General features: G+C 52.2%; 22 protein-coding genes. 19 read left to right on the plus strand and 3 right to left on the minus strand.

The window, feature by feature from the left end; all coding sequences use genetic code 11:
- Nucleotides 1-4: 4 nt before the first annotated feature.
- On the minus strand, nucleotides 5-820 hold the full coding sequence (locus ACX9GU_RS03900) for a winged helix-turn-helix domain-containing protein (RefSeq protein ID WP_473193895.1): 816 nt from the start codon (nucleotides 818-820) through the stop codon (nucleotides 5-7).
- A 779-nt stretch (nucleotides 821-1,599) separates the two neighbouring features.
- Here ACX9GU_RS03900 and ACX9GU_RS03905 point away from each other — a divergent pair.
- The 9 genes from ACX9GU_RS03905 to ACX9GU_RS03945 all read left to right on the plus strand — a co-directional run bounded on the left by ACX9GU_RS03905 (nucleotide 1,600) and on the right by ACX9GU_RS03945 (nucleotide 10,342).
- Complete coding sequence (locus ACX9GU_RS03905; protein WP_473193896.1) at nucleotides 1,600-2,181, plus strand: helix-turn-helix transcriptional regulator; 582 nt, start codon at nucleotides 1,600-1,602, stop codon at nucleotides 2,179-2,181.
- A gap of 142 nt (nucleotides 2,182-2,323) precedes the next feature.
- Nucleotides 2,324-4,501 (plus strand): PA5441 family protein, encoded by a 2,178-nt coding sequence (locus tag ACX9GU_RS03910; RefSeq protein ID WP_473193897.1) that lies wholly within the window; start codon nucleotides 2,324-2,326, stop codon nucleotides 4,499-4,501.
- On the plus strand, nucleotides 4,471-5,232 hold the full coding sequence (locus tag ACX9GU_RS03915) for a DUF3142 domain-containing protein (protein WP_473193898.1): 762 nt from the start codon (nucleotides 4,471-4,473) through the stop codon (nucleotides 5,230-5,232). The genes ACX9GU_RS03910 and ACX9GU_RS03915 overlap by 31 nt, the downstream gene beginning before the upstream one ends.
- Nucleotides 5,225-5,479 carry a type II toxin-antitoxin system Phd/YefM family antitoxin gene (locus tag ACX9GU_RS03920; RefSeq protein WP_071682075.1) on the plus strand — a complete coding sequence of 85 codons (255 nt, stop codon included), beginning with the start codon at nucleotides 5,225-5,227 and terminating at the stop codon, nucleotides 5,477-5,479. The genes ACX9GU_RS03915 and ACX9GU_RS03920 overlap by 8 nt, the downstream gene beginning before the upstream one ends.
- Before the next feature lie 368 nt (nucleotides 5,480-5,847).
- On the plus strand, nucleotides 5,848-6,894 hold the full coding sequence (locus ACX9GU_RS03925) for a LacI family DNA-binding transcriptional regulator (protein WP_473193899.1): 1,047 nt from the start codon (nucleotides 5,848-5,850) through the stop codon (nucleotides 6,892-6,894).
- Between the two features lie 123 nt (nucleotides 6,895-7,017).
- Nucleotides 7,018-8,325, plus strand: a complete 1,308-nt coding sequence (locus ACX9GU_RS03930; protein ID WP_473193900.1) for an MFS transporter — start codon at nucleotides 7,018-7,020, stop codon at nucleotides 8,323-8,325.
- Nucleotides 8,326-8,360: 35 nt separating this feature from the next.
- Nucleotides 8,361-9,125 (plus strand): SDR family NAD(P)-dependent oxidoreductase, encoded by a 765-nt coding sequence (locus tag ACX9GU_RS03935; protein WP_473193901.1) that lies wholly within the window; start codon nucleotides 8,361-8,363, stop codon nucleotides 9,123-9,125.
- An 88-nt stretch (nucleotides 9,126-9,213) separates the two neighbouring features.
- On the plus strand, nucleotides 9,214-9,639 hold the full coding sequence (locus tag ACX9GU_RS03940; RefSeq protein ID WP_473193902.1) for an RbsD/FucU domain-containing protein: 426 nt from the start codon (nucleotides 9,214-9,216) through the stop codon (nucleotides 9,637-9,639).
- 130 nt (nucleotides 9,640-9,769) lie between these two features.
- Nucleotides 9,770-10,342 (plus strand): type 1 glutamine amidotransferase family protein, encoded by a 573-nt coding sequence (locus tag ACX9GU_RS03945; protein ID WP_473193903.1) that lies wholly within the window; start codon nucleotides 9,770-9,772, stop codon nucleotides 10,340-10,342.
- A gap of 31 nt (nucleotides 10,343-10,373) precedes the next feature.
- Here ACX9GU_RS03945 and ACX9GU_RS03950 read toward each other — a convergent pair whose 3' ends face one another.
- Together ACX9GU_RS03950 and ACX9GU_RS03955 are read right to left on the minus strand one after the other, a co-directional pair.
- Nucleotides 10,374-11,153, minus strand: a complete 780-nt coding sequence (locus ACX9GU_RS03950; RefSeq protein ID WP_473193904.1) for a LuxR C-terminal-related transcriptional regulator — start codon at nucleotides 11,151-11,153, stop codon at nucleotides 10,374-10,376.
- A 116-nt stretch (nucleotides 11,154-11,269) separates the two neighbouring features.
- Complete coding sequence (locus ACX9GU_RS03955; protein ID WP_473193905.1) at nucleotides 11,270-11,590, minus strand: FaeA/PapI family transcriptional regulator; 321 nt, start codon at nucleotides 11,588-11,590, stop codon at nucleotides 11,270-11,272.
- A 759-nt stretch (nucleotides 11,591-12,349) separates the two neighbouring features.
- Between ACX9GU_RS03955 and ACX9GU_RS03960 the strand changes: the two genes are divergently transcribed.
- From ACX9GU_RS03960 to macB, 10 genes are all read left to right on the plus strand, one after another.
- Nucleotides 12,350-12,886 carry a fimbrial protein gene (locus tag ACX9GU_RS03960; RefSeq protein WP_473193906.1) on the plus strand — a complete coding sequence of 179 codons (537 nt, stop codon included), beginning with the start codon at nucleotides 12,350-12,352 and terminating at the stop codon, nucleotides 12,884-12,886.
- Between the two features lie 69 nt (nucleotides 12,887-12,955).
- On the plus strand, nucleotides 12,956-13,489 hold the full coding sequence (locus ACX9GU_RS03965) for a fimbrial protein (RefSeq protein WP_473193907.1): 534 nt from the start codon (nucleotides 12,956-12,958) through the stop codon (nucleotides 13,487-13,489).
- A 122-nt stretch (nucleotides 13,490-13,611) separates the two neighbouring features.
- Nucleotides 13,612-16,188 carry an outer membrane usher protein gene (locus ACX9GU_RS03970; protein WP_473193908.1) on the plus strand — a complete coding sequence of 859 codons (2,577 nt, stop codon included), beginning with the start codon at nucleotides 13,612-13,614 and terminating at the stop codon, nucleotides 16,186-16,188.
- 8 nt (nucleotides 16,189-16,196) lie between these two features.
- Nucleotides 16,197-16,946, plus strand: a complete 750-nt coding sequence (locus tag ACX9GU_RS03975) for a fimbria/pilus periplasmic chaperone (protein ID WP_473193909.1) — start codon at nucleotides 16,197-16,199, stop codon at nucleotides 16,944-16,946.
- Nucleotides 16,947-17,010: 64 nt separating this feature from the next.
- Nucleotides 17,011-17,547, plus strand: a complete 537-nt coding sequence (locus ACX9GU_RS03980) for a fimbrial protein (RefSeq protein WP_473193910.1) — start codon at nucleotides 17,011-17,013, stop codon at nucleotides 17,545-17,547.
- A 13-nt stretch (nucleotides 17,548-17,560) separates the two neighbouring features.
- Nucleotides 17,561-18,049 (plus strand): fimbrial protein, encoded by a 489-nt coding sequence (locus ACX9GU_RS03985; protein ID WP_473193911.1) that lies wholly within the window; start codon nucleotides 17,561-17,563, stop codon nucleotides 18,047-18,049.
- A gap of 15 nt (nucleotides 18,050-18,064) precedes the next feature.
- Nucleotides 18,065-18,595, plus strand: a complete 531-nt coding sequence (locus ACX9GU_RS03990) for a fimbrial protein (protein ID WP_166733358.1) — start codon at nucleotides 18,065-18,067, stop codon at nucleotides 18,593-18,595.
- 79 nt (nucleotides 18,596-18,674) lie between these two features.
- The gene (locus ACX9GU_RS03995; protein WP_473193912.1) at nucleotides 18,675-19,502 is read left to right on the plus strand and encodes an MrpH family fimbial adhesin; all 828 of its coding nucleotides are present in this window, start codon (nucleotides 18,675-18,677) and stop codon (nucleotides 19,500-19,502) included.
- Between the two features lie 855 nt (nucleotides 19,503-20,357).
- A complete protein-coding gene (gene macA, locus ACX9GU_RS04000) occupies nucleotides 20,358-21,413 on the plus strand; it encodes a macrolide transporter subunit MacA (protein ID WP_473195105.1) in 1,056 nt (351 codons plus the stop codon).
- Nucleotides 21,413-23,359 (plus strand): macrolide ABC transporter ATP-binding protein/permease MacB, encoded by a 1,947-nt coding sequence (gene macB / locus ACX9GU_RS04005; RefSeq protein WP_473193913.1) that lies wholly within the window; start codon nucleotides 21,413-21,415, stop codon nucleotides 23,357-23,359. The genes macA and macB overlap by 1 nt, the downstream gene beginning before the upstream one ends.
- The last annotated feature ends 45 nt before the right edge of the window (nucleotides 23,360-23,404 follow it).

Here is a 23,404-nt window from a genome sequence, read left to right on the forward strand (position 1 = left end):
GTTATTACTCTACCGTTTTGTAATTTAAGCAACTTTTATAGCTGGTGGCATCAATTTTACTGCAGGCGGCGAGCAGACGGACTCTGAAACGGTCGTTATTAGGGTGTGCCTCTGCATAAAAAACATCCAGATCTTCCCGCGAACAGTCTATGCCTTCCGCTGCTATCTCCTTGACGATTTTAGCCGTAAACTCTTTATTTGGCTTGTCGTCATTTAAGTTATAGATACTGCATTTTCCATGAGTCACCACGAAGTTCACGCTCTCTTTTTGGTTGTGTCTCAGCATGGTCGTGCCCGTTACCGTGGTCAGTAACAGTAAAAGAGCCAGTATGTAGATTATCATTTTGTGTTTTTTTAACGACAAATAGATAGATTGATGTTCTCCTTGCTCGGTCATTGTCGGCGGTAGGGTTTCTGATGAGGTGTGAGCTTCTTCAGTGGCAGGAATCCTGGAGACCGGTGCCTCTTCTGTTATTCCCTGCTCAGATTTTTGTATCGGATGGATTTCCGCATCCATTCTAAAGCCGACGCGGGGAACGGTGGAAATAATATCCTTGCTCACGCCGAGATTAGTGAAGGCTTTACGTAGCTCACTAATATGGTTATTCAGGCTGGCATTAGACGGTGAAAAACCATAGTCCGCCCAGACGTTTTTTAGCAGGTCATCGCGAGCAAGGTTGACCCTATTGTTGTTAATCAACTCACTGAGTAACCGGGTTGCTGGCTTTGATAATTCTACAGACTGCTGAATGTCGTTTTTAACCGTCAATATTCTATTGTCAGGATCAAAAATAATATTAAGGTTTATTATATATTTCATGGCGATAACCGAGCATCCTTGGTGTTAGTGTTGAACTGCGTCCAGTGATAAGAATAGTCTTAACGGCTTGACTGTGCGTAGGAATTTAGTTGTAACCGACTACCGTAGTCAACCCTGATTTGAACTATTTTTTCAGCAATAATAACTAGTTGAATTTAAGACAGTATTACCTACTCGCTTGCTGGTTTTTTTATGCTCAAAACAGCATTAAATATATTAAAAATAATAATTTAAAGTTGTTAATTCTAATTTTTGCATATTAAATAGGTTATTTTGCTTGTCTATTGTCTGATCATTAAGATTTGTCGCAACGCTAAAACCGCTGGCGAAAGCGTTTAGAGAGTGTACGTAACGGTGAAATTGGTAACAAGCCAAATGCCAAGAACAAAGTTACCGTGTTCTCCAATAGTAGCGTCGGTGCCGTCATAGGCCCTTGTATATTGGGGGCTAGCCTCGTCATTGAAGATGCTAGCGGCCCTATTAAGCTGACTAAGCCAACCTCCATCCAAAAGCTGCAAAATGGCATATTACCCTGAACTTCTGTGCCTATCTGCACGGGGATGGTGCGTCTGCCACCGTTACCAAAGGCAAATTTCAAGGCGGTTACCAGCTTCACTTTAGCTGACCAGTAATCGGCCACCTCGTTATAGGCACACCTATATTGGGCTTGCGAGGGTAACCGTATCCCTTTTTTGGGGCGATAGCATCAAGGATGATTTGCCATATGAATGTAACCCACATTATTGCCCTATTTTCTTGCCGATTCATGAGGAACTAAAATGACACCACATATTGTTATCACTATTCAGGATAGCAACCGTTATTTTTCTCTGGGCATTCAACATATTTTGCAGGACTATTTGCTGACTAAAGGCTGTACATGGAGTTTTGTGCCGGTTGCGCCCGGGATAGCGATCGACCTGTTGGTATGTGTCAACCCATTTGGCGGGTCGTCGCGGTTCAATTCTCGCCGGGCAAATCCAGAGAGCCGGCGGCTCGGGACGATTATCATAAGTGATACGGTAGCGGAGAATGTCATTCGCCAGAATGAACCCGCGCTATTAAATCGCAAGGCACGGCCTGATGCTGTGGTGCGTTTGGTTGAGGAGATGTTTGAGCAGGCAAGTCAGGCGTCTTTGACCGCCAATACGGAAAGTACATGGCGCCATTTGCAACTGACCCCGCGTGAGCGCGAGGTTCTGCAAGGGATCTCATGGGAGTTAACCCCCGACAAGATCGCCAGCAAACTTTCGCTGAGCGTCAAGACCGTCAGTACCCATAAACTCACGGCGATGCGCAAGCTGGGGTTCAGGCGTAATAGCGAATTATATTACTGGCTGCGGCAAGGTGGCCTGTGGTAGGGAAAGAGCACTCGTTGACATTCTCCCCCAGCAACCAAGCGGTCTGTTTGTGCCACCTTGTTTTTTCTGCATGCTTACGAGACTATCTCAGGCTAATTTCACTCGGGATGAAAGTGATAACTGGAGATAAGTAGGGACATCGATGAAAAAAAGCATATTAGCCATAGTGGTTGCTGCCATCGCGGTTACTAGCCCATTAGCCATGGCCTCTTCCGATGAAACTGGCTGCCGCTGGAGCGACTATTGCGCAATGAGCGGGGTGCCCTACCTGGCCGCCGATAATGATACCCGCGTCAATCTGCTGATGCTGGCAGCTGGAATGCGCAATCTACCCGTGGCACTGTCGTCGTTGCCGCAGGATATTAGCCGCAGCAGAGGATACACGTTTGGCGTGTTCCCTGGGGAAGCTGCGCCTGCAACCGATCAGGCCACCGCACCAGGCCAAATGGCTGTGCCACAGGAAGATCCTCTTGATGCGCTAGCATTAAGCCTAGGCATTAAACCGTCGGGGTTAACCGGTTTTTCAGCCGAATATGAAGGCCGCTGGATCTCTAATAATCCGCTGTCACTCAGCCAATTTTTCCAGACCCTGCTGGCAGACCCACAGCTAGATCAGGCCGAACGCGATTTACTGGCGCTGCGCCGGGCCAAAATTTACCGGGGTGAAGCGCAGCCGGAGCAATTTTTACCGCTGATGGCAAACTATGCCGCAGGTTCCCATGCGGCGGCGTTCAGAGATTACCTCACCAGTGCGGAACAATTTTATCAGGGGCAGTTTGCCGATGCGGATACCGGGTTCCAACGGCTTAAAGAGTCGGATCAACCCTGGGTAGCCGAAACCGCCGCTTATATGCTGTTCCGCGTGGCCTTGAACCAGATCACTGAAAATGCCACGGATCAGTACGGCATGTTCGATCCGCAGCGGGCTGATAAAGAGGCGGGTGCCCTGGCATTGCAACGTGCGCAGGCCTATCTGGCCGCTTATCCCAAAGGCGAATATGTGGATTCCGTGCAGGGATTGCAGCGCCGGGTGAATTGGTATCTGTCCGACTGGCCGCGTTTGGCGCAGCTGTATGAAAGCGAGATAACCGCCGCCACCGATATCAATACGCTTGGCGCGATGATTGATGAAGGGGATCAAATTCTGCTGAGCCGCAACATTCCTTACGACAGCGCAGAGCCACCTTTTATCAGCAGTGCCTATGCCCCGTTGTTGACCTTCACCCAAACCATGAAGTGGCTGCGCAACTACAATCTCGATAACCCATCGATGCCGAAAGTGACCGATGAGCTGCTGCAGGGGTACAAACCGATGTTTGTTGCCGCCAATCAGTTACCGCTCTGGGAATATATGCATAATGCCTGGCTGTTCTATCAGCAAAAGGATTATGCCGCGGTCACCAAGGCGATCCAGCCTGCGGCACAATTGGCAGCGAACGATCTCATCGCGTTCAGCCAGCAGATCCTCTACGGCGATGCCCTGGTGATGCAGGAAAATTGGCCGGGTGCCGAAGCCCATTGGCGTCATCTGCTCGGCATGAAACTTGCCCCTTATCAGCAACAGTATCTGCAGTTGATGCTGGCCACCGCCTTGGTGCAGGAAAATAAAACCGCGGCTATTTTTGCCCCAGACAGCCCAATCAATAACCTGCGTTACCGCTCAGTGGTGCTCAAAAGCCTGGCCAATAAAGCGTTGCTGCAACAGCAGGCCGCGGGCGCACCCAATGATGAAGAAAAGACCATCGCTTTGCATACGCTGCTGTTCAAGGATTTAATGGTGGGCGACTATCAAGGGTTTATTGCCGACAGCCAGCTGAAAAAACACATCAAACAGACGCCTGATCCGCAGGTATTTGGTGATGTCGCACTCAGCGTTTTCGATTGGGATGGCAGCCGGACCGAACCTGGCTATTTCTGTGCTTCTTTAGACGCTAACGTTGCCGTCTTGGCGAACAACAAGAACGATCCACACGCCATGAACTGCGTGGCAGAGTTCTTGCGTACCACCTTTGCCGATATCAGCACCGAAGCGGAAATGGGGGGCAATGAACAGCTGGATGACCTGGCTGGGGCCGAGCTGAATAAAGATAAAGCGCACGGTAGATTAAAATATTATCAGCAAGTGATCGCCGATCCCAAGGCCGAACCGGAAGATAAAACCTATGCGCTGTACCGGGCGGTGATGTGTTTCTCACCTTCCGGCTACAACAGCTGCGACCGGCAGGAGATCTCGCAAAAAACTCGCCAACGTTGGTTTAACCTGTTGAAGAGCCAGTATAAAGGTAACCAATGGGAACAAAAGCTCAAATACTATTGGTGATGCGGTTATTGCTGCTGCTGTGGTTGCCGAGCTCTGCAACCGCCGCAGCGCCACCGGCCGTGAACGCGCATGATTACCGCGCATTCTGGCTTTGGTCCGGCGTTTGGCCGCAGCCTGCGTTGCAGCAGGCCGATCTGCTCTATCTCCATCAGGGTGAAATCGTGAATGGCCGCCAGGGCGCTCGTTTTCTGAAGTTGGGAATGCCGTTGAGCAAGCTGCAGGCGCCTGCCGTTTGGATCACCGTACGTGTCGCAACCCTGGACATGTCCGAGGAAGTATTGGCCTCGGCGGTGCGCATGCCTGCCCGTTGGGCTGCGGCAGGCAATCGGGTGGTAGGGCTACAGATCGACTTTGACGCGGCAACCTATCAACTGGACAAGTACGCGGAGTTTCTCGACAAGCTGCGCGGTCGGTTACCCAAAGAATATGCTTTGGGAGTGACTGGCCTGCTCGATTGGGCAAAGACCGGCAACGTCAGCCAATTGAATGCGTTGCCAATCGATGAGTTGGTGATCCAAACCTATCAGGGGCGGCGCACGGTCACGGAGTATGAACGCTATCTCCCCGCGCTGCTTAAGCTACGAATCCCCTTCAAAATCGGTCTGGTGCAGCAGGGCGACTGGAACTCCGAGTGGCAACGGCGGTTGGCCACATCGCCTTTTTATCGCGGCGAGGTGGTTTTTTTGTTGAATACCACTAGGAAAACGTCCTTAGGAGATAACAATGATTAACTTTACGGCCAGTCAGGCCAAAACCCAGTTTAAACAAATGATGGCTACAGCCCAGCGTGAACCAGTTTGTATCACCCAAAACGGTAAACCCTCCGTAGTGGTCATGCCTGTTGAGGACTACAATGCGTTTGCAGAGTTTAAGCTACAAAACCTGTGCGCCAAGCTTGAGCATTCTATTAATCAAGCCAAACTAGGACGGTTACATGATGGGGAGTTGGTATTTGACGAACTGATAAACGATATATGATGGGTTAGTAGCCTACTTCAATCGACCACTATATGTGAGGCGCTGCATGCAGTACCCATCCAAATCCCGTTCCAGCCTTTAACCCCCACCACTAAACACTGACTAAACAGCCGGGGATTTTACTCGTGTTTAGTAATGCCATGGCGCTGGGCTTGATAGCTTTCACAAAAGCATCACGCAACCGCGGCGCGGCCGGTAAAGTCGCTTGATTGAGTCATATCTCCGCTATAAATTGATCTGCATCGTTTCACTAAAACGATACAGATAATGCCAGGTCGTATGTTTAATATATTGATTATTCTGCTAATTAATGGCATGTCGTGCATAAGTTAACCGATTAACGGCAGCACCGGAGGAGGAGCGAAAACATGGCCAATATTCGTGATGTCGCGCATCTTGCCGGTGTTTCCGTGAGCAGCGTTTCCAACGTGTTAAATGGGCGCAGCAATCAAATGCGCCCGGAAACCCGGCTGCGTATCGAACAGGTGATGCGCGAATTGAACTATCAGCCCAACAGAGTGGCGCAGCAGTTGAAAACCGGGCATGCCCAGATGATCGGTCTGCTGGTTCCCTCGATCGTCAACCCCAGCTTTTCTGCCCTGGCTCGCGAGGTTGACCTGGCGGCTAAAGCACACCGCTACCGGGTGTTGTTGGGCAATACCTATCGGCAAGAAGATGAAGAGCGCACCTTTATCGAAGATATGTTTGCCCATGGGGTGCGCGGCATTATCGTTGCGGCGAGTGATATCCGTAAGACCCATTTCGCACAGGCTGCCGAAATGGGAATGATGATCGTCAACTACGATAACCGCATGGCGGGGAGCTTCACCGCTGATGCCCGGTTATTCGACAGCGTCTCAATGGACAACGTAGAGGCCGGGCGGCTGGCGGCTCAACACCTGATCGAACGCGGTTGCCGCAATATCGTCTTTGCCACCGAGGCCAGCCTGACCATGAGCCGCAGCCATAAGATTGAAGGGTTTCTCACCGTGGTGCGTAATCATCGGCTGCCCGCTCAGCAGCGGGTAATAGAAGGCAAAGCCAGCGGAGAGTATGGCGATACCGAGATGGCCGAACTAGGCTTTACCCTCGCCGCTCAGGTACTTGCTCTTTCTCCGCGCCCAGATGGCGTGGTGGCTATCAACGATGCTCTGGGCATCGGCCTACTGGCGGGGCTGCGGGAGGCTGGCGTGGCAGTGCCCGGCGAGATATCGGTGGTGGGTATCGACAATATTCCGCTCTCGGGGCTGGTGTGGCCAGCGCTGACTTCCGTCATGCCACCGCTTGCCGAGATGGCCCAGGTGATGGTGGTGCGCTTATTGCAACGTATAGGGGATCCTACATTAGTCCCTGAAGAGTTTATTTTCCCGCCGACCTTAGTCAGCCGCCAGTCGGTAATAACCATTACGCCATAACGCGAATAGCGTAACGAGAACGATTAAATAGCATTATTTATTATCAGGTAAATATACCTGTATCCATCAGGCATGCCTGTAGCAAATTATTATTCCGATTAACAACATTGGAAGTATTCTATTATGCAAAAAAGAACGCCTCAGGAAATTGAACGCAGTGCCATTAGGAAAATGACGCTGAATATTGTCCCGTTAATGTTCTTATTATACTTTCTGGCTTTTTTGGATCGTAATAATATGGCCTATGCGGCAATTGCTCTGGAAGATAGCCTGGGGTTAACCGCCTCGGCCTTTGGCTTTGCCTCTGGGATATTCTTTATCGGCTATTTTATGTTTGAAATTCCCAGTAATGCGGGAACCATCAAATTTGGCCCACGTATCTGGTTTGCCAGGATCCTCATCACCTGGGGGATATTTGCCGTGTTGATGGGTTTTGTCCGCACGCCGATGGAGTTGTATATCTGTAGGTTTATGCTGGGAGTTTGTGAGGCGGGATTTTTCCCCTCGGTCGTCTATTACTTCACGGTATTTTTCCCGGAGAAGTACCGTACCAAAATCCTCGGTATGTTTATCATCGTACAGCCGTTGTCGAACGCTATTGGCTCACCGATTTCCGGGCTGATCCTTAACGTTGAACATGGCTGGTTTGGCCTGGAACCCTGGCAGTGGCTGTTTATCCTCGAAGGTATTCCACCGGTGATTATTGGCCTGTTTATTCCTTTTATTATCAAGAACTCACCGAAGGATGTGGGCTATCTCGATGTGGAAGAGAAAGCCTGGCTAATGGGCAACACCACCCGCAGCAAATCGGGTTCCAAGGTAAAGCTGTCTGATTTTGTACAGGGCATAAAAAATAAAAAGTATCTGTTATACGCCATGTTGAATTTTGGCATGGTGTGTGGGATCTACGGCTTCGGGATGTGGCTGCCCTCCATCATTACAGCTATCTCCGGAGATGATATTTTCCGCGTGAGCCTGATTGCTTTTATTCCCTATGGGTTGGCCGCCTTGCTGGTTTATCCGTGGAGCCTGTGGGCCAGTAAAAGCAAAAAAATCGGCGTATTTGCCGGCATCAGCATGATTGTCGCCGCCTTTGGCCTGATAGGTGCCGTAGTGTTCTTTAACTACAACGTATTTGTCGCGCTGATGTTCCTGAGCGTTGCTGCGATAGGTATCTATACCTCGGTTCCTTCATTCCTTTCCATGCCCGCCAATATTTCTACCGGGGCGGCAGCAGCGGCCGGACTGGCGGTGGTGAGCTGTATCGGCAATATCGGAGGTTTTGTCGCACCTTACGTGGTTGGATTATTAAAGGACGTCACTAACAGTAATACTCCGGGGCTGGTTTTCCTGTCGCTGTGTTTATTGGTTACCGGATTGATCTGCATTTTTTACTGCGCCAAACAGCGTGAAGGCGTTATTCGCTCATAACTGGCTTTATCTACAAATAATCGAGAGGCAATAAAATGGGAAATCTAACGGGTAAGAAAGTGTTTATTACCGGGGCGGAGCAGGGGATTGGCAAAGCTACCGCAGAGCAGTTGATTAATGCCGGGTGTGACATCTACATCCACTATTTCAGCGGCGAAGAGGGGCCAAAGGAACTGGTTGAGTTAGCCCATTTACGCGGTCAACGTGCCGCCTATGGTTATGCAGATTTAACCGATACTGCAGATACCCAGCGATGCGTCGCTGCTGCCGCCGAGTTTTTGGGGGGAATAGACATACTGATCAATAACGTGGGCGGCATTATCGCCCGTAAATGGCTAGGTGAGATCGACCGTCAATTCTGGCAGACGGTGATTGATGTCAATATGACGACCATGCTGAACGTCACGCAAAGCGCGTTACCTTACTTAAAAAGCGCCAAGGACGGAGCCAGCATTGTCAATCTGGCCTCACTGGCTGGCCGTTCCGGCGGGCATTCTGGTTCACTGGTTTACTCCATGGCCAAAGGGGCGGTATTAACCTGGACCCGTTCCCTGGCGGCGGAACTGGGTGAACATGGCATCAGGGTCAATGCAGTAGCGCCGGGGCTTATTCTTGGCACTCGCTTCCATAACCTGCATACCAGCAAGGAATCTGCCGATGAAACCATCCACGGCATCCCCCTTGGCCGCGCGGGGAGCCCGGAGGACGTCGCTCGGGTGATTAAATTCCTCGCCTCGGAATATGACGGCTTCGTCTCTGGCGCCACCATCGATATTAACGGCGGTATTTACCGTATGTGAGCCTACCCAGCCGCTGATAAACCGCAACCGATTCACTACGCAGGGGCGCTGCATGCTGCGCCCACCTGTCTCCCTACTGGAAAACACTATGATCAAAGCCGACATTATTCATCCGCAACTGTTGGGCGCCCTGGCGCAGTGCGGTCATAAAACCCAGATCCTCATCGCCGATGGTAACTATTCTTTCGTCACCAACTCGTCGAAAGAGGCCACTATTATCTATCTGAACCTTGCTCCTGGAATGATTGCCAGCAGCGTGATATTAGCGAAGGTGCTTAAACACATTAACGTGGAACACGCCTCAATGATGGCCTGGCCGCAAGACTTCACCAACACCATCGCTGCCGAATATCAGCAACTGCTGCCTGACGGTTGCCCCATCGATTATCTCAACCGCGAGGCTTTCTATCATGCGGCAAAATCACAGGAGACATTACTGGTTATCGCCAGCGGTGAGATGCGGCGTTTTGCCAACCTGCTGCTGACCGTGGCACCGGTTTCTCTGGCTGATTGAATGCGGGTTATCTTTGCGGGAGGGGCCTTTGTTGGCTACTGACATAAACTGTCAACAGTGCAGGTTACCCTTGGTTTTTGCGGGTAGGAAAATCCTGAAAATTGCCCCTATTACTGACAAGGACACTGCGATGATACGTGCTATTACCCTCCTGACTGAAAACTTTTCCGATTGGGAAACCGCTTTGATCAATTCGACGGGGCGCGGGTACTACGGTTTTGACTGCCGGTTTGCCACTCCTGGCGCAGCACAGGTCACTTCTTCAGGTGGCATGCTGGTTTCCCCTCATCTTGCAATAGAAGCCATTCAGCCTGATGAAGTCGATCTGCTGATTGTCTGCGGGGGCACTATCTGGCAAACCGCACAGGCGCCGGATATCACCGCCTTGGTTGCTGCGGCTTATCAAAGTAACGCTATCGTCGCGGGGATTTGCGATGGCACTCGCGTTTTAGCGCAGGCGGGCGTGCTTGATGCGGTCCGCCATACTTCCAATTCGGCAGAAAACCTGTTGAGCCTGAGCTATGGCGGTGCACAATACTATCAGGATGTGCCTTATGCCATCGCCGATCAGCGCATTATCACGGCACCGGGTACCGCGCCGGTCAGCTTTATGGCCGCAATCTTGCGTACCTTGGGGCTGGGGGATGAAAACCTCAATGCCTACCTTGCGATGCATGCTGCGGAGCACCGCAAGGTAGGCTAATCCATTTTAGAATTCACCTCCGAGAGCCGCCTCATGTGGCGACAGGCTCCCTCTGGCCGAGGGTTTCTGGCTGTTTGTGCGCAGACAAGGCCGCATAAGGGCGGTCTTTTCTCTGCCGTCCCACTAATTGTGCTGGAGAGATGAGGATGGTTTCTGTTGGCAACGTTGGTGCCAGCGGTAAGCGCGGTAAATTGATTGACGACCGTTCGTTCAGATAGTGTCCTCCCCCCTGCAGCAGCCATTGATACAGCTCCTGATTACATCTGAAATTGAGTTTGCGCATGGCGTTCTGCTTATGGGCATTGGCGGTTTTATTGCTGATTTGCAAATAGTTGCCGGTGTCCTGTCCATTCATTCCCATGTGAATGCACCGCAAAACCTCCTCTTCCCGCGACGTCAACGGAGACATACATGTGCAATCGTGGCTGGACGCTGCTGGCGACCCGAACGGCGAAAACAGCACGCTATCCAACCGCTCGTGTAGTGAAGATAGCGGCTGGTGGCGGTACAGCGCCCTGGTATGGCACTGTTCACAATGCACCCTTGGCTTGAGCTGGTTTTTGTTGCGCCCCTGCTCGGTGATAAAGAACACCAGCGGATGATTTTTCCGCTGATGTAAGCGGTAATGCCATGGGTAGCTAGTGACCAGATCGCCCAGGAAAATGATGTCGATATCGTTGCCAACCTGTGTTTCTTCAAGCAGACGGATGTTTTGCTGACGGGCCTGAAAATAGGCTTGCAGCCCCAAGCCCAGGCCATAGGTAAAATAACGGTCAGCGTCGATTATCATGATAGACAGAGGGTGTTTCATGGCATGAGTTCCTTTCAACCGGCGTGCCTGCCTTAGGTGAATCGGATTGGCAGACACGGGATAGATAAATGTCAGTAGAAAAAAATCAAACACAAGTCAGAGGGGGGGCAGCCTATTTAGCCTTCCGCCGCAACGGGCTGTGTTTCCCTTTTTTCATGATGCTTAGTTGATGGCGATGGTTCAGCAATATACCAGCGTAAACTGTTATTAAGGGCGCCAGAGGTAACATATGCTTTTTTGTTTTCCACTAATCGCAGCAGATAGTAACGAGCAAGGTATATTGTCGTTTCGGAGTATTCTGCGATTTCCCGTGTTTTGGGCCATTGAACCTGCGGGGGAACGCCTGTGTGATGAATGTCGCGCTTGCAAAGGGTTTGTAGAGCAATAAAAACATTATTAAGCTGTTTTTCCCTTTCTTTATTGGTGCGATAAGACATGTCACTACCTCCTTTTAATGCGTCTTGGGTGCTATTGGAAATGGAATAATCCTATGCTGCTGGTTTTTTTTGCTAACTTTACTAGGTGATCACAGGGGAATACTGTCAGAATCATAACCCCCATTTCTTCCTTATGAGGCGTCAGTTTACCATTCTAAGCTATCATGGACTATTGTTTCGTGAAAACCAAATTTACGATCAATGAGTTCGCAAATATCGAATTTCGCAGCATAAAATACTAAGTAATTCGTTTTTGCGACCGTAGTCGTCGCAATAAGAATATTCTTGTATGTAAATAAGGTTTTTATGGCGAAATTGCTCTGTTTGGAAAACAACACTTTCAAAATTTATAGGTATTTGCAATAATTTTTTGGCGACAGGAGATGAGGTTGTCCGATGGAATGGTCTGAGAATTTTCTTATCATAAATACCAAAATCAATGAAAAAATTGGTGCATGGCTTCTTTGTGGTCGAGATTCTATCTATTCAAGGCTGTCGTATAAAGTTGTATTTTTGTAATTCGCTTTATTCATCGGATGAAGCGCCGGGAGAGACTTGTCTTTTCTGGTGAGCTGTCCCCTTAGCAAATAAAGGGGAAGGAAAGGGACGCCTTCTTTTATACCAAATGAAAGGATGCTGCCTGGTATATCAATTACCGCCAAATAAAACAGCGTTGTTCTGATAGGCACCGTTTTAATTGTGTCGGGATAGGTATGTCTGGATTTCTCGTTAAATTAACGTTTTAAGGATAAAGAAAACATGAAACTGACTAACATTGCGCTGGCTACGGTTCTGTCTCTGGGTATGGTCTCTCTGGCAAATGCTGATGCGGGTTCGGGCAAGGTAAATTTCGAAGGTAAAATCATTGATGCGCCTTGCTCCATCGCTCCAGAAAGCCTGGATCAGACCAAGAGCTTTGGCCAGGTGGCGAATGTGGCTCTGGTGAACGGCGGTAAATCCAGCGTTCTGAACTTTGATATCAAACTGCAAGGTTGCGATATCTCTAGCAAGAACAAGGTACAGGTCACTTTCGCTGGTCCAAATGGCGGCGCAACTGGCACCACCAACACCCTGCTGGCTATCACTGGTCAGGCAAAAGGTGCCAGCATCGCGATGTTTGATGGTTCTAACCAACCTATCACTCTGGGTACTGCGACTACCGTTCAGAACCTGATCGCTGGTAACAACACTCTGAGCTTCTCCGCCTTCCTGCAGGGGCATGCCGGTACTACGTTGGCGGATATCGAGGAAGGCGACTTCACCTCGACCACTAACTTTACCCTGGCATACAACTAATAGTCGGTGTGACTGCATGCGGTTTCCGCATGCAGTTTTTGCTGTCCTTGTTGATTACGGGAGCCAGGGATGTCGGTGAATACTTTTACGGCTACCTCGTTGTTTTTATTGGTGGGTGCGATGACTGCACTGCCGGTTTGGGGGGGTAGTCAGCTCAGCATGAACGGGGCGATAGTAGCCACCGCTTGCGATATTGATACTACCAGCCGAGACCAGACCGTTGATATGGGCACGCAGCCCTTCGATCGGATTGTTAATGACAGTCAGGCATTGTCGCGGCCATTCAGTATCCGGCTGGTGAACTGCACGCTCAAACATAGCAACGATAACATTCTGGGCAAGCAGCACTTTCGCGTCACGTTTGACGGCCGCAATGAAAATGGGCACTTCGGCGTTGAGGGTGAGGCGCGTGGCGTAGCGCTGGTGCTGAACGATGCATTGGGGAATGAGGCCGTTCCAGGTAAGGAGCTGCCGCCGCAGACGCCGGTGTTGCAGGGCAAAGAAATGCTGCTGCATTACACCGCACGTATGGTCGCCAACAACCAGCCGTTGCAGACGGGCACCTATAGCGCCCAGGTGCGCTACCAGCTGGAATATCACTGAGCTGCAGGCTGACATGATAACGGATAGTCAGCACGCCTAGACAGATTTACTTCCCCGGCAGGGTATTCCCTTTAATAACAACCATAACACCCGGGAAAGTTTTAACGCATAAAGGTCAATGGATGATGAGCACCCCACTTGTAGGAGTACAGGTTCCGCGCACCCGCTTGTTGCCGCTGTTGATTGCGCTGGCACTGGTGAATGGCCAGGTTTCTGCCGCCAAACCCATCGAATTCAATACCGACGTGCTCGATGTTCAGGAGCGCGGCAATATCGATTTGGGGCGTTTTTCCCGCAGTGGTTACGTGATGCCGGGTGAATACAGCCTGCTGATTAACGTCAACCAGCAAGAACTACCGGAACAGACGATCCCGTTTTATCCCACGGACAAAGATCCCAACGTGACCGAAGCCTGTCTGTCTGCCGCTCTGGTGGAACAAATGGGGCTGAAAGAGGAATTTACCCGCGATCTGGCCTGGTGGCACAACGGGCAATGCCTGATGATCGGTAGCCTCGAGGGGATGACGGCGCGCCCCGAGCTGGGCAGCAACACACTCTATCTCAGCGTTCCGCAGGCTTACCTGGAATACAGCTCTCCCGATTGGGATCCTCCGGCACGCTGGGATAACGGTATTCCTGGGCTGCTGCTGGATTACAACCTCAATGCTCAGAGCCAACGTCAGGATCAAAACGACAACGTCGAGAAAGGCTACAACCTGAGCGGCAACGGGGTGGTGGGCGCCAATGCGGGAAGCTGGCGGCTGCGTGCCAGTTGGCAGACGCAGATTGACCATCAAACCGGCTCTGGGCAGTCCAGCCAGCGCAACTTTGAGTGGACACAATATACCGCTTACCGGGCGATCGCGCGGCTGCGTGCCAAATTGACGGTGGGTGAAGACTTCCTCAACTCCGATATTTTCGACAGCTTCCGTTACACCGGGTTAAGCCTGGTGAGCGACGACGCGATGCTGCCGCCGAACCTGCGCGGCTATGCGCCAGAGGTGAGCGGCGTGGCACGTACCAACGCCCGTGTGGTAGTCAGCCAGCAGGGGCGGGTGTTGTATGAATCCCTGGTGCCAGCTGGCCCGTTCCGTATTCAGGATCTGAGCAACGCGGTATCGGGGCAGATGGACGTGCGGATCGAAGAGCAGGACGGCAGCGTACAGGCGTTCACTATCAGCACGGCGAGCATCCCTTACCTGACCCGGCCGGGAATGGTGCGCTACAAGCTGGCGAGCGGGCGGCCAACAGACTGGCGGCACCGTACACAAGGTCCGCTATTCGGTAGCGGTGAATTCTCCTGGGGCGTCAGCAATGGTTGGTCACTGTTCGGCGGTGGCGTGGTGGCCGGTGACGAGTACAACGCGTTGGCGGTGGGGATTGGCCGCGACCTGATGGCGTTTGGCGCACTATCGTTTGACGTGACCCAGTCGCGGGCGAGTTTGCCGCAGGGGGACACGCTAAGCGGGGGATCCTATCGTCTGCGCTATTCGAAGAACTTTGACCAGATTGGTGGCCAGGTGACCTTTGCCGGCTATCGCTTCTCTGAACGTAACTTTATGTCGATGGGGGAATTCCTGGAGATACGTAACCTCGGAACCCGCAGCCAGAGCAGCAAAGAGATGTACACGGTGTCCTACAGCCAGCAATTCCGCGAGATAGGGCTGACGGCCAACCTGAACTATGACCACCAGACCTATTGGGATCGGGACGCCAACGATCGCTACAGCCTGTCGTTGATGCGCTACATGGATATTGGCCGCTTCAAAAACCTCAGCCTGTCGATGACCGGCTACCGCAATCAGTACAACGGGCAGAATGACGACGGGGTGTTCCTGTCACTGTCGCTGCCATGGGGTAACAGCGGTTCGATGAGCTATAGCGGCACTCTGAATCGCAATGACAACACCCACCGGGTCAGCTATTCCGATCGGGTCGGGGATCGGGGCAGTTATCAGTTGAGCACCGGCTTTACTCGTAATGGGCCATTGGCCAGTGGTTTCTATAGCCACGAGGCGGATTGGGCGCAGATTAACGCCACCGCCAGTGCTCAATCCGGGAGCTACAGCACTGTGGGGTTGGCATTGCAGGGCGGGGTAACGGCGACTGCGGAAGGTGCAGCGATGCACCGGGTCTCTATCCCAGGCGGTACCCGTTTGCTGGTCGACACCGATGGCGTAGGCAATATCCCGATCCGTAACTACGGAGCCCCAGTGCGCACCAACCGTTATGGCAAAGCCGTGGTGGCTGACATGAACAGCTATTACCGCAATCGAGTGAATATCGATCTGGATAAGCTGCCGGATAACGCCGAAGCGATGAAGTCGGTGGTGCAGGCTACGCTGACGGAAGGCGCGATAGGCTATCGCCGGTTTGACGTGATAGCGGGTGAGAAGGCCATGGCGGTGATCCGTCTGGCAGACGGCACGATGCCGCCGTTCGGGGCGACGGTGCAGAACCTGAAAAAACGCGATGTGGGGATCGTCAGCGACGCCGGCAGCGTATACCTGAGTGGTATTGAGCGCGGTGAAACGATGACGGTTCACTGGGATGAACAGGCGCAGTGTGAACTGACATTACCGGCGGTATTACCAGCGAACGGCATGGCTGAACTCTTGCTGCCTTGCCGGGCGATAACCGCGAAAAAAGACACCACAGACCTGGCCGCAATACAGAAAAAGGCTGAGACAATACAATGAGATACGAAATGACGAAAACCAATACGGGGATGGCGCTGGCCGCCGCAACCTTACTGTGTGCGCTGACCACGCAGGCCCAGGCGGCGATCGCGTTGGATCGTACCCGGATCATCTTTCCTGGCGGCGATAAGTCGGTCAGCCTGAGCGTCAACAATGACAACCCGCAATTGCCCTATCTGGCCCAGGGCTGGATAGAAGATACCAAGGGCAACAAGGTGACCAGTCCGTTAACGGTACTGCCGCCGGTACAGCGCATCGAACCCGGTGCCAAGAGCCAGGTGAAGGTACAGGCGTTACCGGTGTTGAGCCAACTGCCACAGGATCGGGAAACGTTGTTCTACTTCAACCTGCGTGAAATCCCGCCGAAGAGTGACAAGACTAACACCTTGCAACTGGCGTTGCAGACGCGCATCAAACTGTTCTATCGGCCAAAAGCGCTGGTGAAAACGGTCACCGAGATGGCGACGCCGTGGCAGGACCAACTGACGTTGACCAAGCAGGGCGACAAGTATGTGGTGAACAACCCGACGCCGTACTACGTGACGCTGGTAGATGCGGGCAGCAGAAAGGGCGTCAGCGCAACGGGTTTTGAGCCGCTGATGCTGGAGCCGAAAAGCAGTGCTCCTTTAGGTATCAGCGCGTCGGTATTAGGAGGATCGCCAGTGCTGACCTACGTCAACGATTATGGCGGCCGCCCAGTGCTGACGTTCCGTTGCGGCGGATCGGACTGCCAGGTGGAACCGGCGAAGAAGAGTTAATTGAAACCGGTCGTGCCAGGTTACAGGGAGAGGGCGCGGGGTCAGGTCTGCAAGGAGAGAACGTATGCAACAATATTATCCTGTTCCTGGTAAGCATCGCCGGGGGAGCATGAGATCGAGGGCCTCAGGCTATTGTCTTGCCGGGGTGCTATTCAGTGTCTTGCTGACCAGCGTTCCGGTCAGCGCGATGCCGGTGAATATCAGGGGAACCGTTATACTGCCACCGCCCTGTACGATTAATAATAATCAAACCATTTGGGTGGACTTTGGCGATGAGGTGATGACTACCCGGATTGATGGCGTCAACTATAAGCAGACCATTAGCTATAGCCTGAGTTGTGACATCCAGAAATCCAACGATCTGAAAATGAGGATTCAGGGGGGGCCGGCGGGCTTTGGAACCGGATTATTGGGCACCAATAACGGTGATTTGGGTATTGCTTTGTATTATGGGACGCAACGGTTAAATATCAATACCTGGTTTAACTACACCTACCCCACTCAGCCGGTGCTGTATGCGGTGCCGGTCAAGCGTAGCGGAGCCACCTTGGCGGGGGGCGAGTTTAACGCCTCCGCCACGTTATTAATTGATTACCAGTAAGGGAGCACAAGACATGCGAATTCTACTGTTATCCCTTCTGACTGCGGGTATAAGTGGCTTGTTATCTACCGCATTTGCCGCAGGGGGCGATATGAGGTTTCGAGGCACGCTGCTCGAACCACCACCTTGTAGCATTAACAGCGGTAATAATATCATCGTTGATTTTGGTCTTAAGGTGGGTGTCAAAAAAGTGGATGGCGTTAACTATATGCAGAACATTAATTATGATCTGGTTTGTGAGCCAAATACCCATGGTTGGGCGTTAAAATTGAAGCTTACGGGGAACCCCATTTCTTTTGATAACGCCGCGGTGCGAACCAATATTAACGGGCTGGGGATTAAAATCCTGCGTGACGGTCAACCCTTTGTTATTGGCAGTGAAATAACCATCACGCCGACCAGCAAACCCCAGCTTAAAGCCGTGCCGGTGCAGCAGACGGGCATAGTATTAACGGAAGGCGCGTTTGAAGCAATGGCAACGCTGCAGGCCGATTATCAATAACAGGGAGGTAATACCATGCGATTTTCGGCACTGTTACTATCCCTGACTGTAGGGCTTGGCGGTTTATCCAGCGTATCCGAGGCGGTTGATAACGTACGCTTTAGAGGCGCTTTGGTGGCTGACCCTTGCACGTTGCGAGTCACGGATGAAGATATCACTATCGATTTTGGTTCGATCGTTGAGAAATACCTTTATATCAACACCCGTACGCTAGGGGTGCCGTTGGTATTACATCTCGATGATTGCGATCTTAGCCTGGGAAATATGGTGAAGCTGACCTTTTCCGGCACGGAAAACAGTAGGCTGAGTGGTCTGCTGGCGATATCCGGGGCGAGTCAGACCAGCGGTATTGGCATAGGTATTGAAACGCAGCAGGGAAATAAGGTCGCGATCAATACCGGCCGCTATAACCAAGGGCTGATCGCGGGCAATAATACCATTAGCCTGCGGACCTATGTTCAAGGTGAACCCGATGCGATTAGCCAAAAAACCATTAACCCTGGCGAATTTACCGCCAGCGCGACGTTTTTATTGGAATACGAGTAGCCCGTAATACGGCTTACCCTGAAATCGACGGCGTGGTGAATGAATACGCGGTAGATAAGGGATGATCACAGGGGTAGTTATGCAAGCCATTAAAGCGATACTTTTTGCTGTCACGTTACTGACAACGTATAGCGCCAATAGCGCGATTTATTCTTATATTACCCGTAGTGAGGGGACACCCGAGAACGCCAAATATTGGTGGACTATTGAATACTGGGATACCGTCGATGCTACACCCAATCCGTGTTATGGCTGGGGGCAATGTACGGTATTTATTGGCCACCGGCACAGTGATGCTGGAGAGGCAGGTCCTGGTGTTTCAGATGGTGTCGAATACCTTGACGGTATCCAGAATTTGCGCACGGTAGGCGACGTAGGGGCGGCTTTTCAGCGTAAGTATTCGCTACCGCGCAGCGGAACTCAGAATCACGTTGGCCCAGCGGTGACGCAGGAATGTGTAGGGATGTACTATAAAATGGCAACGGGAACTACCAGTGCCGGTGGCAGCACCATGATGCCCAGCAGCCTCTGCGGGATTGTACCGCCGCCGGTGGGTAAATGTGAATTTACCGAAACCAGCGTTGAACTGACCCACGGCCAAGTCCAACTGAGGGATATTGAAGGGCATCAGGCGCGGCAAACCGGTTATATCCGTTGCACGCAAACCATGGACGTTATGGTCTACGCTGCGGGAGCGGGCGGAAATGGGATGGTCAACCTCAGAAGCGACGGTAGTCTGAAAAGCCGCTTGACCATTGGTGGAGTGAACGGCGCTACCGGGCTCAGGATACGTGCTTTGGCAGCGACCAAGATGCCAGTGGAGTTTGTATCTACGTTGACTAAAGCAGGGACCGTGGAGGCCGGTGATTTCTTCGGTTCGGCCACCGCAATACTGACTATGCCTTAGTGACTGATATCGGGCGCGGCATGCGGCTGCTTCAACCGCATGCCGCGCCTGTTTAATCCAACCGTCAGGTTTTTCTCACCGTAAACCCCCGCACCACGCCAATTGGCGTCATGTTTTTACCGACTGTGCTTCTGTGGCCTGGATCTTCCGCAGGTCAATTCGTTGCAAAGTGCCAATCGAGGCATACACTCTTATTCGCCCTCTAAAGGGGCTTTCGCCTAAACTCAAATACTTGGTTGAGGGTTGGCATCAATGGTGCCAACACGATGGCGCTATTAATAACTCATCTGAATAACCCAATTGACAGTTAATCATTCCACCTTATATTTATCTAGGAGGCTTCTTGTTTTCATATAAGTAATAACTTAGATAATAAGAATATACACCAATAAATACCGGGTTATTTGTCTATTTAAGGGGAAATTCCATTTGAACTATCAGAAAAATTAATCAATAATAGCTGCCATTCAAAATTTCAATCAGTTCTATTATCACTCATGTCAATTTAAACGTATCGGCCCTCTACAGGTTCTGCACACGATAGAGAGATAAGCGGCTTTGCTATTGGGCCTGCGCCATTGTGCCTTGATAAAAACCATTCCAGAAGGATGGGTAAGTGGCTTTATTTATAGCTTAAGCATTATGAAATAGAGGTAAGTTATAAGTAATATCAATAATAGGCTCGCTGCACATATTGGCCTTGGTGGAGGGGTATGTATTCACGTGATGGTTTATTTCGATGGCGGCTTGGCGGCTAGAAATTGGCAGAAATAGACGAAATAGCTAGGGAAAAATATCCATATGTTAAAAGGACGAACAAAACGAAGGCTGCTAGGGGGCGGCGCTTTAGTGGCGATGGCTATGCTGGCTTTTTGGCATTTCAGCCAACCGCTCCCTACGGAGTTTAAAACGGTTAAGGTTACCCAGCGTGATTTTCAACAGAACGTTTTGGCGACTGGCCAACTGGATGCGGTACGCAAGGTTGATGTGGGGGCTCAGGTCAGCGGACAGTTGGAGAGCCTGAAGGTCGAGATTGGCGATAAGGTGCAAAAAGGCCAACTGCTCGGCATTATCGATCCCCAACAGGCACAAAACAGCATTCGCGAAGGCGAGGCCACGCTACAGCAACTGCAAGCCCAGCTGCAACAGGCGCAGGCGGAGCAGCAACTGGCTGAGGTCACCTTGCAGCGTAACCGCGAATTGGCCAAGGTGCAGGCGGTATCGCGCCAGGATCTGGATAAATTGACCACCGAGCTGGCGGTGAAAAAGGCGCAGGTGGCAAACACCCGGGCGCAGATCGCCAAAAATCAGGCCAGCCTGGACACCGCCAAGATCAATCTGGCCTATACCCGCATTGAAGCGCCGATGGACGGTGATGTGGTGCAGATCACCACCTTTCAGGGCCAAACGGTGATTGCCGCGCAGCAGGCACCCAACATTCTGACGCTGGCAGATATGAGCACCATGCTGGTGAAGGCGCAGGTTTCCGAAGCGGACGTCATCCACCTCAAGCCGGGGTTGAAAGCCTGGTTTACCGTACTGGGCGATCCGAACAAACGCTTTGAGGGCGTGCTGAAAGACATCCAACCCACCCCAGAGAAGGTCAATAACGCCATCTTTTATTACGCGCGTTTCGAAGTGCCAAATCCGCAGGGGTTGCTGCGCCTGCAAATGACCGCGCAGGTGCATATTCAGCTGGTTAGCGCCAGCGATGCGCTGGTTATTCCGTTGGTAGCGTTAGGGGAGCAGATCGCCGATAACCGTTACCACGTTGCGGTGCTGCAACAGGGCCAGCAACAGCAGCGGGAGGTGACGATCGGCATGCGTAACAACCTGGATGTGCAAATTGTCAGTGGACTGACAGCCGGTGAAGAAGTGATTGTCAGCCGCGGCGGCGTGGAGGACAGCTGATGGCCGCACTGTTGGAGCTGAGTGATATCCGGCGTAGTTATCAATCCGGCGATCAAACCCTGGAGGTATTGAAAAGCGTCAGCCTGAAGATAAATGCCGGTGAGATGGTGGCGATCATCGGGGCCTCCGGCTCCGGTAAATCGACGCTGATGAACATTCTCGGCTGTCTGGACAAACCCAACAGCGGCATTTACCGCGTGGCCGGGCAGGACGTGGCCACGCTCAATGGCGATGCATTGGCCCGGCTGCGGCGCGAGCATTTCGGCTTTATCTTCCAGCGTTATCATTTGCTGCCACATCTGAGTGCGGCGCATAACGTGGAGGTGCCTGCCGTTTACGCTGGGATGAATAACTCGGCACGGCATGCCAGGGCGGCAGCCTTGCTGCAACGCCTGGGGTTGGGTGAACGTATCGCCTATCGGCCAAGCCAGCTGTCCGGTGGGCAGCAGCAGCGTGTCAGCATTGCGCGGGCATTGATGAACGGTGGCCAGGTGATCCTGGCGGATGAGCCAACCGGTGCGCTCGATAGTCACTCGGGTAAAGAGGTGATGACGATCCTCAAGCAACTGTGCGAACAGGGGCACACGGTGATTATCGTTACCCACGATCCGGCGGTAGCGCAGCAGGCCGAGCGGATTATCGAAATCCACGATGGCGAAATCATTGGTGATTCTCGGCCACAGTCGCAGGGCAAGCCTCAGGCCAAGTCGTTGGAACTGGCCACGCCAGCCCCTTCCTGGCAGCAGATGGCCGACCGTTTCCGGGAGGCGTTGTCGATGGCCTGGTGGGCGATGGCGGCCAACAAGATGCGTACCTTGTTAACCATGCTGGGGATCGTCATCGGCATTGCCTCGGTGATCTCGATCCTGGTGATAGGCGATGCAGTCCAACAGCAGGTGTTGGCCGAGATCAAATCCATCGGCACCAACACCATAGATGTCTATCCTGGTAAGGATTTTGGTGACGATGACCCAACCCTCCGCCAGGCGTTGAAATATGACGATCTGAGCGCATTGAATGCACAACCTTATATCAGCGCGCTTTCTCCCATGACTCGCAGCAGCATGCGTCTGCGCTTTGGCAATATTGATGTGGCGGCTAATGTGGCGGGCGTCAGCGAGCAGTTTTTCCGGGTGTACGGCATGGAGTTTTCTCAAGGAACGGCTATTGATGTCAGACAGGTAGAGTCCCAGACGCAGACGGTGGTGATCGATACCAACACCCAGCGCCGTCTGTTCCCGCAACAAAAAAACGTGCTGGGTGAGGTGATCCTGATTGGCAATATGCCTGCGACCGTGGTGGGGGTGGCGAAGGAAAAGCAAACCATGTTTGGCAGCAGCAAGATGCTCAGCGTCTGGGTGCCTTATACCACGATGGCCAATCGCCTGATGGGCAACGACTACTTCGATTCGATCACCGTGCGTATCCGCGATGGCTATAACAGCCAGGAGGCAGAGCAGCAACTGACGCGGCTGTTGACGTTGCGCCACGGCAAGAAAGACTTCTTTACCTACAACATGGATAGCCTGGTGCAAACGGCGGAGAAAACCACCCGTACGCTGCAACTGTTCCTGATCCTGGTGGCGGTGATTTCGTTGGTGGTGGGGGGGATTGGCGTGATGAATATCATGCTGGTCTCGGTCACCGAAAGAACGCGAGAAATCGGCATCCGCATGGCCGTAGGTGCTCGTTCCGGCGACGTCCTGCAACAGTTCCTGATTGAGGCGGTGCTGGTCTGCCTGGTGGGGGGGATTTTAGGGATCGCGCTGTCGTTCACCATCGGATTGCTGGTGCAGTTGGCCATGCCGGGCTGGCAGATCAACTTCCCACCGGTGGCTCTGCTGAGTGCGTTCTTATGTTCCACCGGTATTGGTGTCGTGTTCGGTTATCTCCCTGCGCGCAGCGCTGCGCGGCTGGATCCCATTGACGCATTGGCACGGGAATAATCAGCCAAACCCTAATTTCACCCTGATCCGCGAGTACTGCTGAAC

This window comes from Serratia sp. K1WW1, from assembly GCF_055790865.1.